12 protein-coding genes are annotated in these 13,239 nt (G+C 35.9%); all 12 read right to left on the bottom strand.

Annotation, left to right across the window (positions count from 1 at the left end; translation table 11 throughout):
• The 12 genes from BCR26_RS13560 to BCR26_RS13505 all read right to left on the bottom strand — a co-directional run bounded on the left by BCR26_RS13560 (position 1) and on the right by BCR26_RS13505 (position 12,887).
• Entirely contained in the window at positions 1-1,281 is a 1,281-nt protein-coding gene (locus BCR26_RS13560) for a hypothetical protein (RefSeq protein WP_069699533.1), read from the bottom strand.
• A gap of 169 nt (positions 1,282-1,450) precedes the next feature.
• Positions 1,451-3,124 carry a recombinase family protein gene (locus tag BCR26_RS13555; RefSeq protein WP_069699605.1) on the bottom strand — a complete coding sequence of 558 codons (1,674 nt, stop codon included), beginning with the start codon at positions 3,122-3,124 and terminating at the stop codon, positions 1,451-1,453.
• Positions 3,124-4,515 (bottom strand): recombinase family protein, encoded by a 1,392-nt coding sequence (locus BCR26_RS13550; RefSeq protein WP_069699532.1) that lies wholly within the window; start codon positions 4,513-4,515, stop codon positions 3,124-3,126. The genes BCR26_RS13555 and BCR26_RS13550 overlap by 1 nt, the downstream gene beginning before the upstream one ends.
• A gap of 394 nt (positions 4,516-4,909) precedes the next feature.
• Positions 4,910-5,434, bottom strand: coding sequence for a hypothetical protein (locus BCR26_RS13545; protein ID WP_069699531.1), 525 nt, complete (start codon positions 5,432-5,434; stop codon positions 4,910-4,912).
• A gap of 111 nt (positions 5,435-5,545) precedes the next feature.
• Positions 5,546-8,338, bottom strand: coding sequence for a DUF927 domain-containing protein (locus BCR26_RS13540; RefSeq protein WP_069699530.1), 2,793 nt, complete (start codon positions 8,336-8,338; stop codon positions 5,546-5,548).
• A 359-nt stretch (positions 8,339-8,697) separates the two neighbouring features.
• Complete coding sequence (locus BCR26_RS13535; protein WP_069699529.1) at positions 8,698-9,855, bottom strand: hypothetical protein; 1,158 nt, start codon at positions 9,853-9,855, stop codon at positions 8,698-8,700.
• 407 nt (positions 9,856-10,262) lie between these two features.
• Entirely contained in the window at positions 10,263-10,571 is a 309-nt protein-coding gene (locus BCR26_RS13530; protein ID WP_069699528.1) for a hypothetical protein, read from the bottom strand.
• Positions 10,568-10,861, bottom strand: a complete 294-nt coding sequence (locus BCR26_RS13525; RefSeq protein WP_069699527.1) for a Mor transcription activator family protein — start codon at positions 10,859-10,861, stop codon at positions 10,568-10,570. Before BCR26_RS13525 ends, BCR26_RS13530 begins: the two co-directional genes overlap by 4 nt.
• A gap of 105 nt (positions 10,862-10,966) precedes the next feature.
• Positions 10,967-11,536 (bottom strand): DUF1643 domain-containing protein, encoded by a 570-nt coding sequence (locus BCR26_RS13520; protein WP_069699526.1) that lies wholly within the window; start codon positions 11,534-11,536, stop codon positions 10,967-10,969.
• 174 nt (positions 11,537-11,710) lie between these two features.
• Positions 11,711-12,013: a hypothetical protein gene (locus BCR26_RS13515; protein ID WP_069699525.1), complete on the bottom strand. Its 303-nt coding sequence runs from the start codon at positions 12,011-12,013 to the stop codon at positions 11,711-11,713.
• A gap of 44 nt (positions 12,014-12,057) precedes the next feature.
• Positions 12,058-12,516, bottom strand: a complete 459-nt coding sequence (locus BCR26_RS13510) for a JAB domain-containing protein (protein ID WP_069699524.1) — start codon at positions 12,514-12,516, stop codon at positions 12,058-12,060.
• A 50-nt stretch (positions 12,517-12,566) separates the two neighbouring features.
• Entirely contained in the window at positions 12,567-12,887 is a 321-nt protein-coding gene (locus BCR26_RS13505; RefSeq protein ID WP_069699523.1) for a DUF960 family protein, read from the bottom strand.
• Positions 12,888-13,239 lie beyond the last annotated feature (352 nt).

The raw sequence follows: 13,239 nt of genomic DNA, 5'->3' as shown, positions 1-13,239 counted from the left end.
TTAATTCATCCTTTCAAATATTAATACTGTTTCAACTGGATTAGAAATATCTCTATATACCTTTGAATTTTTATTTAAAGTAGCCATAGTTTGTTTTTTGGTAAAATCTTTTTTTTCAAGTGTTTTCCAACCATTATTATTAAATAGTTCCTTAAAAACCTGCGAAATATTTAAATAAATATCTTTATAAAATGAATCTTGTACAACAATTATAACCTTTCCATTTTTTTTAGTCACTCGAGATATTTCTAATATGGAGTCAGTTATTCCCTCAAAATACTGTATAAATTGTTTGTAATAGTAAGTTTTCGATGCTTTTGACGAATGGTTATAAACACTTTCTAAAAATAGTATTGCAGTCTTACTAGGTATTTCTCTCTGGAAATACTCACTATTTGTAACTTTTGTAGTACCAATCATCTGCTTCCTCAATGATTCAAAATCGCTGTTACTAGACATCCCCAAAACTGCTAATTCCACCCGTGTAGCAACTGCGTAATCAATCCTTGTACAGTATGGTGGTGACGTAATAGTTAAATCAATTGATTCATCTTCAAGAGGAAGTGTTCTCGAATCTGATACGCCTAATTGAACTTCTTTTTTTAAGTTTCTAGTTTTCTTTTCTAAAATTCCATTTTTTGCTTCTAGCTCACTTAAAAAGAGTTTTTGAAATTCGTTTTGAGTTATCTTGATTTTTTCATTTGGCGATTTTGCTATTTTAATCCATGTAGGATTAGTAGATTTAAATTTTTCTGTTAACTTTTTGACTACTTCAAAAAGGACTAAGTAAGTATATGCTAATTTGTGATTCAAAATTAACAATTCATAAAAGTCAGGGAAAATAGCTAAATAATTAACTTCATATGCTGATTCCTCAAGTAATACTGCATTTCTTATATTTAATTCTGTATTTCTAATATTTTTTACTGACGTTTTAGTAAACCATTGTTCTAATGGATCTTGCAAAATATCTCTATTCATCAAATAATTTCTTTGCTTTAAATCTAGTTTTGTATTCTCATCGTATTCCGCCAATTCACCAGAAGCAATGACAGACATAATTGGGTTTATATCGAAACCATATACTTTCTTTACTCCCAATTGACACGCAACTCTACTTGTTGTTCCACTACCATTCCATGGGTCTAAAAGAGCCAAGTTATCTAAGTTATATCCACTCAATATTTCTGAAACAAAGCTAGTAGAGAAGCCTGCATAGTATCTATAAATAAATGAAAAATCATTCGAATTGTATTTAGGATTTTCTATATTTGTCTTCATAAAATCAATCTCACTTTCATTTGTTTAGTATAGCATAACTTCTTTACTATCAGTAGTTCGGCAATTATTCTAAACTCTAATATAGTCGTTACGCACCTACATAACAACCACCCTAGATATTCGAACTATCTAGGGCTTTGTTATGGGGTTCGTACCAATTGATGCTATTCTATACAACAAGCTCAAAAGCTGTTTGTAGCACGAAAAGAACCCTATCCGATTTAGATAGGGTTTCTTGGTAAAACTGATTCAATTGAGCAATAATTTTTTCATCAAATGCCATCGTCATCTGAATGTTGTCTTTCGTTTCTTTATCAAAAGTAATCTTTTTTATGAAAAATCGATACAACTCCTTGATGGTTTTTTTCTCTTGCCCTGCTAACATGGCATCAATTCCATGAAGGATAGTTTGAACATCTTTTAATTCAATGAGTTGATCTTTGTGTTTTAGGAAATGCAGAATTTCATTTTCTCGTCTTTGATTGTTACTCTTACGAGTGCGGAGTTCCTTTAGCCGTTCGATTAAGGTTTCAACCAACTCTGGATTTTCTTCCAGCACCACTTCCCATTTTGCTATTTTAGCCAATAATTCCTCTTGTTCTATTGCAATAACGGCTAGTTCTTGTTCTAAGGGCTGGATTTGTTTTAACCGCTCCTCATTCAACTGCTGCACTAAAGATTCTAAAATTTGAGGGACTCGGACAATTTCTTTCAGTCGTTCCGCTACGAAAGTTTCTGCGTTATCGGCTCGAATGGAATTGGCATGACACACACTGGCTCCTTTGTTTCGGAAAGTCGAACAAGAATAATAGCGAATTCGCTTCTTAATCCCACCTTTTAAGGTATTTGTGACATTGCTGGCAGCCATAGGGGCACCACATTCCGGACACCTCAAAAGACCTGTTAAGACGTTCTCCCCACTTTGCGTCCATGATGGTTGTTTGGATTCCACTTTAAGTCGTTCTTGTACAGCTAAGTAGATTGCCTCACTGATGATTGGCTCATGGATTCCTTTGACTAAAATAGGGCTGGGATTCTTGCCCCGTCGTCTTTTGGTATCCCAGTTAAGATAGCGGGCGTATTCGATATACCCCCCATAGATTTTATTATGAAGAATGTTTTTGATCGCAGTGATTGAAAAAGCATTGCCTTTTAACGTTTGATACCCTTGACGATTTAAGTAGTTCGCAATCGCTTTATAACCATCTCCACCTAGGTATTTGGCATAGATGACTTGTACGATTTTGGCTTCTTCTGGTTCAATGACTAATTGCTTTTGACCGTTTTCATCAACACCACTGACATATCCTAACCGACGACCGCCTGCATAGCGCTTATGATCTCTCACAAGGCTTTGCATCGTCATAGAAACATTTTCTGAAATCTGGTTTCGTTCAAACTCCCCAAAGCTACCTAGAAGCTGCAACATCAGCTTGCCACTGGATGTGGTTATATCGAATTGCTCTGAAATCGAATACAAACCAATCCCAAGACTTAGCAGCTCTTCCACCGTTTGGAGAACATCCAACATATTTCGCCCAAGCCGTGTCAACTTCCAAATAATCACCACATCAAATTTCTTCTGACGCGCATCGGCCATTAATTGTTGATACGCCAGCCGATTTTTGGTGGATTTGCCACTCTCTCCTTCATCGGAATACACCTCCACGACTTCATGTCTTAATCGAAACGCTTGTTCCCGACCATTTTGTTCTTGTGCTTGAATACTATAACCCTCGGTCGCTTGCTCGGTCGTGGAAACCCTTAGGTATAGTGCCGCTTTTTTTTCCACCTCGTCAGAAGCGGGAGTTTGTGATTGATTGTTTAAAACACTCTGAGTCATCATATAATGTCCTTCTCTCGATAAATATTTTCTGGTACTTTTGTTAAATAAATGCCTGTTAATTTTTTCGTTGTATCAATAGTAATCCTAGCTACTTGTGACAAAAGAAGCGCTTGAATGGGTTGTTCTTTTAATTTTAAAATCTCTTGTAGCTTTTTCTCATATTGCTTTCTTGTGGCAAGTGACAAGACTCCAGTCCCATCGTTAATGGTTAATGTCTCCAATTGAGCTTTCATCGCCTCTACTGTGAGTTTTCCTGCTTCAAATTCACGCATGATTCTGTCTTTACTTTTTACTTTTCTCTGTCGCTGTTTTTGTTCCGCTTTTTTTAGGAGTAGAATCTGCTGGTTCATTTCTTTTACAATTTCTGAATAGACAACCTCTAAATGAATGAAGTCATGTAGGCTTTTCAATACATGGGCTTCTACTTGTGTGGCTTCAATAAAAATGCCTTTGCAGGAACGGTTCGAGCAATAATAGTAATAGCAGCAACTTGTTTTTTCTGTATTAACTTGTCGTTTTGGGCTTAGCTTTCGCTGACAATACGGACATTCCACCTTTTTTCTTAATAGATAGACGCGCTCATCTTTTTTCTGCACTTGTCGACTTTCACGAATCTGTTGGGCTTGTTGAAACTGTTTCTTTGTGACAATCGACTCCACTTCACCTGTGTAAGCACCAAAGCTCCCACCTTTTATTTCTCCAGTATATAAGCGATTTTTCAGAATTTGGGCGATGTTATGTCTTCTAAAGGGTTGCTTGTTTCTAAAAATGTAGCCTTCCTCGTTTAATTGATGGGCGAGACATTGATAACCAAAGTTTCCTGTTAAATACAATTCAAACAAACGACAAACAGCTTTTGCTTCTGTTGGCTCTTGCTTAACCATTCCTTTAACTAGTTGGTAACCAAAAGGGACTCTTGATGATAAATATAAGCCTTGTTTTTGCTTATAAAATAATCCTGAACGAATATTTTCAATGATGCTGGTTCGCTGCATTTCCCCATGAATGAATAATAGCTGGATAAACATTTTTTGAGCGGCTATTCCTGTCCCAGCCCCTTGTGGCAAAGGCTCTGATAGCGACACGATGTGCACATGATGTTGTTCACACAAGGACATGAATTCGATGGCTACCGCAACATTTCTAGCAATCCGATCATACCGCCAGACCAGCAACACCCTCTCTTCACTAGACGCTGTAATTGCTTCTCTTAAGGCTTGAAACCCTTCTCGCTCTATTGTGCCACCTGAACGTCCATAATCACTAAAACGCATTACTGTTGCGCCAGATATTTTTTGAACATAGGTCTTTATTTTTAACCATTGTGCTTCGTTAGAAACTTTATGGGTGTCCCAACTAGACGTGCGATCGTAGGCATAGAACTGCATACTTACACCTCCTTTTTATTTTAAACAAACGGAGGGGGCTAGCCCCTCCTCATTCGCCAATGAATTGACTCAAAACGGACTTTCACTCAATTCATTGCTTAACTCTTCGGTAAGTAGAACACCAATTGTTCCCGTTTTTTCAAAAATTTCTAATAGCATCTCTTCCGTTAACTCTTCTTCACGCATACATCCTTCACCTCCTTCCATTTCACTAAATAGCTATTTTTAGCTGGTAAAATCATCGTTCTCCTCAATATGGTGATAGAGATAAGGAACCAAATTTTTAGCAAATAATCGGGAAAATTCTTCTATATTTTTTTCCATAATAACTACTCTCCTTATTGTTAAATGATGCTCCTGCTGACTATTGTTAAACCAGCAGGAGTGAAACATGTTATTCTGTCAAATCATTGTTTTCTGCTTCAACAATAGCGATATTCTCTTCATAGCGAAGCCAAAATTTTGGTGTGGTTGTCCAGACTCGAACACCCTTGCCCGTATAAGCTACCTCTTCATCAGTCGGTTTTCGATTGTTGAGATATCCTGCTTGGACTTTGGCATATAGCTGACCGCTGATGTCACTACTCGCAAACCCATGCTCTGCTTTTAATTTTTGGCTAATGACAGAAGTTAGAAACTCAACGCCTACTTCCTTCACGGTCTCTGCAATTGCTTTATCTGTCAAAAATGATTTTGACGTGCTAATTACTTTTTTTGAAGTCGTTGTTTTCTTTTTGATTTTTTTTGTTGTGTCTAGTCCTAAGATTTTATTGGTTACTACTGATTGACCTTGTACATGTTGCTTTTCTTCTAATACGATGTTTTTTTCTGACACAACCGATTCTGATACTTCTTTAACTGCTTTTAATCCGTTGCTGTTTTCCTTCTTATTCTCTTTATTAATACGCTTCATCGCCATTTTAAAAGCTCCTATTCTTAGTATTATTTGTTTTTATGAGTACTTGTGATTGCTAAGGCAAACACATTGCACTCGCCTTAGCACAATTGATTTTCGCCTATATCATACGATTCAATCTTCTTTATCCAAGTTCAGATTATCTGCTACAAGATTTTTTTCCGCAAAATAGCTGCTTTCAACACCTGCAGATAAATAATTAGCATTTAAACGAAAATAGTCTTTGTATTTTAGAGGTAAAATGAGTTCAATCGTTGTTTGGCTCTGCTTATTTATCCGAACTCGCTTTGTTAAGCGACCTTGCTCAGCTTTAATATGCCCGTTCTTTATAAGATTTTTTATGATATAACTAATGTCATTCGTATTGAACGCTCTTTTCAATTGCTCTTCCATCACGCTGCTAAAGGTATTAACTTTTATAGTATCGGCCGTTATGCTAACTTTCCCCCAGATTGTTCCAGATGGTTTCTGAGCGGTGTTTTTAGCATCCATGTAGTGATTGGCATTTTTCAAGATAATTTCAACAGTTTTTGAATAATAATCAATGGCTGCATTTTTCTTCTCTTGAACAGTATCTTGATACATTTCCAACAGCTTGGATTCTAATTCATCCATCGAAAAACCCAAGTCTAATAGCTGATTAGACACTCGACCAGCAGTATAAATGACCGCAAAATTTGTTAAAATTCGCTCATCTAAATGCTCATCATTCACTTTTTCTTTCAAACACGTTATTGCTTCTTCCAAGCTTTGCAAAATAAAGTCTTCGGATGTTTCATTTAAACGATTGAGTAGCTGTTTTGTGACATGTCCATAATTTTGTGTCGCATATTGCTTGATGGCATCCGCTTCTTTAGCAGTGCTTGTCCATTGGATATCAAGTAATTCAACATATCTTGCATATAAGCCACCTTGCTCTCCTACTAAAGATTTCATTCGTTTTTCGGAGCTTACCAATGGCACCGTAGAGAACGTTTGCTGCGCTCTTAGCTCCATGGATGTATTTAATCTTAATCGCTCTTGACCCGAGGATAGTTGGTAGAAAATAGCAGTTAAGTCTTGTATAGCTGTTGTACCAAGTTCGTCAAGGATTAACGGGACACCATTGTTATCAGCGGCTAATTTGATAATGGCATTCGATGTAGCGTTCATTGTGCGAATTAGCGTTCTAGGATTCCCATAAAAACTGGCAATCAAATAAAGCATCGTTGTTTTTCCAGAGCCAGACAATCCTGTTAAAGAAATCAAAAAATTGGTCATTTCCTTTGTTCCTGCTATTTTCGCATGTCCAAATACAAATGAAGTAAAGCCAATGGCTACCGCTAAGCTAAGCCCAAGAGAATAGTCACAATTTTTGAGTAGCTGTTGAAAAGCTTTTCCTTCTCCTTTGCTTGAAAAGTCATAGGGCGACTCTGCGGCTATTACTGAGGGCTTAGATAACACTTGCTTTGAGTAGCTCTCATCCAGCAAATACACAGGGGTCTGCTCTTCCAATACCCAGCCAACGCTTTGATGAGCATATACCTTTGAAGCAGTTTTCCTTTGCATCAAGATGTAATCAATTGCCTCCATCTCATGTTTTGGATTAAATGACAGTCCCTTGCTGACCAATCCTTTGAAGCGACTATACTGCAATACGGCCGCTGAAATCCTTTGTGGCTCAGCCCAATGCCCATCAAATTGGAAATGCAACTCATAGTAAACATCATGTGTTTCCTTAATGATAGTGGTTTCGCTGATAAAAAAAGGGTCAGCAATCTTAACCTTTTTCCCTTCTTGACTTAAGAACGTCACACCTTTATTAGACAGCTCGTAGACTCCATAGTTGAAAATATGGCCATCTGCTAAGGCCTTTTTGGTCACGGGCTCTTCACTAAATCGATTAACAATTCTAGCACTATTAGGTATTGGATACCGCTTCACAAAATCCGTGATTGTTGCATGTTGATCTGACGCATGCTTACACTGGAATCGAATCCTGTTGTTCTTAGTGACGGACAAACAGGCCCCGCTTTGATTATTTTTGTGCTGTCTAATCGGACAAGAACTAAAGATTAGAAGCGTTACTCCTTCTGTGTCTCCCTCTGTTTCTTGAAAATCCAACTTATAATGATTCAGCCATTTTCGTGCATCTGCAACAACATAGTCCTTTTGCTTTTTTTGTTTTGCTGGTTTCTTTATCTCCATCAGTTGATTTTCTTCAACAATCCTTTCGAATACTGACAGTGGAGTATCTTCTACCTCACTTGGAACCGAAAGCAGCTCGCTTAATCTATGCGGGCGTTCTTCACTATTTCCTCCTTTGATTGCAGGTGTTCCTAGCAGTTTGGCGATTCTAGCTGGATTATAGACACTTGTATCTACATGAACATTATTATTGCTGAAACGTTTATGAAGTACTTTCAAAAAAGATTTGTGAAGTTCTTTCACTTCAGAAGTTATTCCTCTCTGTACAGGTAAAAATAATCCGTACCCATTACCACTATCGAATTGAATTATCGCCTTAACGCCTGCTTCTGCTAAATAATCGACAATCTTATCTTTTAGTTGATAAACCAGCTCCTTTTCCTTATCAGTCGAAGAAGTATTGGCTGCTCGTTTAGGATCTAAATCTATATAAAAGAATCGAACGTTCGTTATTTGACTATCCCTCAAAGACTCCCCTTTGTTAATCCCCTCAGGATCAAATTCATTGAAGGTAGTATAGACTGTTCCAAACTCAAGCTTTTTTTGAGAAATAAAACCCACAACTTTTTCAGGATCACTTGTCAAAAATATTTTGCTACAAATTTTTTTGTTCGTATTTTGAGAAGGTAATGCTCGTATCTCTACAGAAGGGATACCAAAATTATTTAAAATGCTTAAGTGTTCTCTAACCGTTTTTTCTTGAAATTTAATACTCGTCATAATCAGTTGCCCCCTTGTTATTTAGGCGGTAGAGCGGTAAAACCTGTGGTAAAGGCTTATATAGCGTCCTAAATAGCTTTACCCATAATAGTACCGCTCTACCACATCACTTTTTATTCAATTAATAACTTAACTACCATATTAAAAAAATGACTCTTTTCTCTCCTCTCAAAGGTACTTATTCATTTTCACTAGTAAAAGATGTTTTTTTTGTTTGTAATTACACTCTGATCATATCCAAAAAAACTGCTCTACTCAGCTACCTAAACTGACACTCAGAGTTTCAAATTTAGCTATTGACAAAAACAGAAAAGCAGCATCCGAAAAATATCGGATGCTGCTTATTTCTATTCCTTTACTTAAAACCAATAATTCCCATCATTCTTTTTATTGTCTTTCGCTACCAACAACAATGATAATCGACCATACCCCACTGTTAGATTATTGAATAACAGATTGAAAGAATCATGGTAGGTATGTTCTGTATTGGAAAATTCATTGCAAATGTACGTTATTCCAGGAAAAAATACTTCCGACAGTACACTGTCAAATAATGTAAACAATGAATAAGGTTCAATCTCTTTTTTGCACAATGTATGTTGATTATCCAGTGACCAGTCACCTTTTCTCAACAACTCAAGTAAGAACCAAGTTTTGTCACCCTTCAAATTCCGATTGCTCATGATTGTATAGTTTTCATGAAAATCGACCATTTCATAGGTAAGATATGTATTTATAGGCCGTAGCTTTTCTCCATCAAACTGCTTAATTGCTTCAACGAATGGACGATAGATATCGAATTTATAGATGGCAGAATACAATGGATATTTATTAAAGTCAACCTCTAGTATTTCTTTTTTTATGCTAGTATTTAATTCGCTATATTTTTCAAACTTATTATCATAATCCTCTTGCATAGCATCTGTTAGCATCTTGTGAAATTCATTACTTTCTGCACATAAAAATAATAGTTGTAAACTAAAGTAACAATTTAAATAGGTCAATCCATAGGTTCGTGTAAGTGAATTAAACTGATTACTTTTTGTTTTTTCACTTCTAACAATAGCGACAATGCTGTCTGCATTTTCTTCCTCTGTCTCCAATAAAGCTGTAGCATTTGTTTTGTACCATTTCTTATTTTCAGAATAGTTTTGAAATAAAAGCAATAGAAGCAAGGTCTCATATTCGTTTAAATTATTTTCAGTATCGTTTGGACAAATATTTACATTAAACTCACTAGTTATCTTCCCCTCAATAGTTTTATTAATCCATATTTTATAACCCGTTGTTGGATCAACTGCAACATTTTCTACAATGGTACACAAGTGAGGAAAAACGATGAGATATTCTTGCCTATTCTTTTTTCCAGTTCTTTGTATAGAAAGTAGTACTAAATTCAGACTATCAACGTAGGCCTCCCTGTTTTTTTTATAAGCAGCTTTTGTACTGTATTCAGTTACGTCAAACAAGTGATTCAAACTACGATTGCCATAAGTATAAATAGGAAAGTTTTTCATTTTCCGTTTCCTTTCTGACGAACATTTTCTTTAATAAAGTATACCATGGAATATGTAAGCAAAATATTGTCATTCTCTATTTTTATTTTTGGGCGTTTTGGGACTTCTTTCAAGCTGTTGCTTTAAAAACATTCTGCACTCCTTATTTCTCCCAACAACCCAAAATAGAAATGGGCTGTTGGGAATCATACTCTTTTCAAAACGCTGACTGGTTGCCAAATGAAGGAGACTCCCAAAAATCCCATTTTTTCAAAAACAGTTCCTCTTACAATAAACAGGAAAAAAAGAGACTCTCATCTTATGTAATGAAAAAGAAACAAGAAAACTATTATCGGTTCCCTTGCTTCTTTTAATTGCTTTTTTTATTTATGACAATAAGACTATTAGTCCCTCAAAATAGGCCTTTGTTATTCAATTCTTTGCCAACGATGACTTCCACCAGCATAACAAGTTGTTTTTTCTGTTTCTGCTGGATTAAAAATAGTCGTCGTGGTTCGATTGCATTTTGTGCATTGATACGTCCTTTGCCAAGACTGAGCCAACTTTGTTGGTTTAGATTCTCGACTATAGGCCCATTTTATTAATGCTAAAAAAGCTACACCTACTATAATAAAGACATTTTTATCAGATAAATTCAAATTGGTATTTTCTCTTGCCCATTGAATTAGTTTATAAACACCAAAAATGACCGCTACTATAACCACAAACTTTATCATTCACTTACACTCTCCTTCATCATTTCCTTAATGACACCTTGAACCCATCTTGTTGAAAAACCATAAGTCGTTGTAAACTCCCGAATATCTACCTCCTTCCCCTGATCAAACTTCTCTCTAATTTTTTCTGCTACAAGATGCTTATCATACAATTTCATCGGATATGATATTTGTTGTCCTTTAAAAATATAATGAAATGTAGATAGTACTTCTGGACTAATTTCCTCCTCTTTAAAGAAATCTAATACGCTTTGATAAGAGCTTGCTAAACAGTCCGTATCAATTGCCATTTTCTTCTCCCCCCAATTCTCACCTCATGGTAATTAGAAAATATCACACTAGCCTTGGTATTGATAATGCGTAATACACGTGAAATCACATGTTTTTTCACACAACTATTTTTTAGCCAAATCTCCAGCTTTTGAGAATAGACATTCTGTTTTTCCAAGTAACCATTTTTTCCTAGCATAAACACTCAAAGGATGAGCAATAGCACCCGTTGAATTGACCAGCACTTTTGTCAGTTTCTTTTGTTTAGGTGTTAACAAGTTATAACATCTTTTCGTTTGATCCATCGCTACCGAGTTCGTCTTAACAATTGAGCCCACGGCAAAAATAATTTGACTAATTCGCTTCTCCGATAATACAGTCGTGAACACTTCTAATGATTGTTTATCCATTCCTTTCAAAAAGGAAGCTCGATCTTTGGCTTCTATAGAAGAGAAAAGATTCACCGCAATGAAACCTGAAAAGCCTAGCTGACGGACATTTTTTTCAATTAACATCATGGTTAAATCTTCTGTGTATGGGCTCGTACTACTTGGTCGTATCGTCACGACGGCTGCTAAATTCCCTTTTTTGTCCTCAGTACCTTCGAACCATTCTCTTCGTAACACATAACGGTGGGTGTTGGTTTCGTCTGACCAAGCCTCACTTTTGATTGTGATTAATTGTTTGTTTATCATTTCGCTTCTTCCTTTCTAAACTGCCGACCATTGAAGCCATTCAGTAATAATCGTTGTTGTGACCATAACCAATACGCGTATAAAAAATGACATGAGCTCACTTCCCTTCTAGCTTTTCTAGTGTGTTAATAATTTGAGTTAAACATAATAGGATCAATTTTCTTACTTCTGGTGTCATGCATTCAACCATTTGGAATAGACCAATTCACCTTCTTTTAAAATGCCACAAAGAACAGGTTGATTAGTTGTCCCTTCAGCTAAAAAATACACAATATAATCAACTCCTTGATTGTCTAAATAAAAAAAGGTATGGGACATTACTATAGTAGGTAACTTCTCTTTAGCTTTTTTAGGCAATGTTTCTTCGTCCAGCTCTTCCTTCATGAATAATACAGATTCTTGGCCCAAATCATCTGCTTCTGTTTTAATATTCTGTTGCTCCATTAATAATTGAATGGCTTGATTTATTCTACACATGAATGTTCCTTCCTTTCTCTTCCTTACTTTTTATTTTTCAAACCTTACAAATAGCCTTCTGAACGAAATGAATAGTAGTCGCCATTACTGCCAATAATGAGATGATCTTGTAGTGTAATGTTTAATAGTTCACAGGCCTCATTCAGTTTTCTTGTGAAAGCAATATCCGTTTCTGATGGTTCTACATTGCCACTGGGATGATTATGACAAACGATGCAGGCAACGCTATTGGATAGAAGTAATGGTTTTAGTATTTCTCTAGGCATCGCAATGGATTGATTCACCGTACCAATATGAGCGACATGAATGATAGTAGGTTCTGCTTTGGTATTCAATCCTGCCACGACGAGGTGTTCCCGATCCTTCTTCTCAACAAATGGCGCAAACAATTCATAAGCTGATTCTGGTGAGGAACAAAAACGGCTTTTGTACAAAAAACTACTTTCTTTTACTAACTCAACTTGAACAATGGATACTCTTTTCTTAGTTTGATTGCCTGCCATAGTACACTTCTCCGCCCTTCTTAATTGTTATTTTTTCTAGTGAAAGTCTCTCAATATTCCTCTGGTAGCAACATGGTCTGATTGGTGCCATCATCGATTACCCAAAGCTTAGTCACTTGAAAATCCGCTAATGGCTCTATGATTTTGTATTCATGATACTGGATAAAAAACGGCTCCTCTTGTCGATGAATCACTTCAATGGCTTGGCGCTGATCGTCTCGGTTAAACTCAAAAATTTGTAGGTAATCCAATGTTATTTCTGCTTCTTTCCTTTTTTCATCAATCAACTGCCAACAATAGACTTGAATTTCTTTTGGTAGTTGTTCATTGACTCCTTTTGTTAGATAGCGATTGTCGTTTTTTTCAAACATTGTTTTCATTCCTCCTTCCTTATTTTTGGCAACAAAAAAAAGAGCCAATTGCACCGAAGCAATTGACTCTCATGGTAATAATATATAATTATTTTTCAGTTGAACACACCAGCACACTCTTTCATCATATCAATAGACAAATATATATTGACAATTGTTCACTATTCAATTCTTTCTAGCCACTTTTGAAAACTATATATATCTAATAGTATACACCCAGTACATAAATATAATTAGATAAATTATTAATATAAGAATGTCTTCCTCTTTCTATATTCGGACATAGATTTTCAAAATGACAATTTGTAATCTAATACTTATAATTCTTATTACCCCTGCCTACAAGTGTTAG

It is taken from the genome of Enterococcus rivorum (genome assembly GCF_001742285.1).
GTDB classification, from domain to species: Bacteria; Bacillota; Bacilli; order Lactobacillales; family Enterococcaceae; genus Enterococcus_L; species Enterococcus_L rivorum.
This window is presented reverse-complemented; position numbering and strand designations above follow the sequence as displayed.

Bases quoted from the DNA above. Each gene is read 5' to 3' on its own strand.
- BCR26_RS13525 (WP_069699527.1), bottom strand. From the start codon at position 10,861: ATGGCAATTGATACGGACTGTTTAGCAAGCTCTTATCAAAGCGTATTA.
- BCR26_RS13530 (WP_069699528.1), bottom strand. From the start codon at position 10,571: ATGATAAAGTTTGTGGTTATAGTAGCGGTCATTTTTGGTGTTTATAAA.
- BCR26_RS13505 (WP_069699523.1), bottom strand. From the start codon at position 12,887: ATGTTTGAAAAAAACGACAATCGCTATCTAACAAAAGGAGTCAATGAA.
- BCR26_RS13550 (WP_069699532.1), bottom strand. From the start codon at position 4,515: ATGCAGTTCTATGCCTACGATCGCACGTCTAGTTGGGACACCCATAAA.
- BCR26_RS13555 (WP_069699605.1), bottom strand. From the start codon at position 3,124: ATGACTCAGAGTGTTTTAAACAATCAATCACAAACTCCCGCTTCTGAC.
- BCR26_RS13515 (WP_069699525.1), bottom strand. From the start codon at position 12,013: ATGTGTAGAATAAATCAAGCCATTCAATTATTAATGGAGCAACAGAAT.
- BCR26_RS13535 (WP_069699529.1), bottom strand. From the start codon at position 9,855: ATGAAAAACTTTCCTATTTATACTTATGGCAATCGTAGTTTGAATCAC.
- BCR26_RS13560 (WP_069699533.1), bottom strand. From the start codon at position 1,281: ATGAAGACAAATATAGAAAATCCTAAATACAATTCGAATGATTTTTCA.
- BCR26_RS13520 (WP_069699526.1), bottom strand. From the start codon at position 11,536: ATGATAAACAAACAATTAATCACAATCAAAAGTGAGGCTTGGTCAGAC.
- BCR26_RS13540 (WP_069699530.1), bottom strand. From the start codon at position 8,338: ATGACGAGTATTAAATTTCAAGAAAAAACGGTTAGAGAACACTTAAGC.
- BCR26_RS13545 (WP_069699531.1), bottom strand. From the start codon at position 5,434: ATGGCGATGAAGCGTATTAATAAAGAGAATAAGAAGGAAAACAGCAAC.
- BCR26_RS13510 (WP_069699524.1), bottom strand. From the start codon at position 12,516: ATGGCAGGCAATCAAACTAAGAAAAGAGTATCCATTGTTCAAGTTGAG.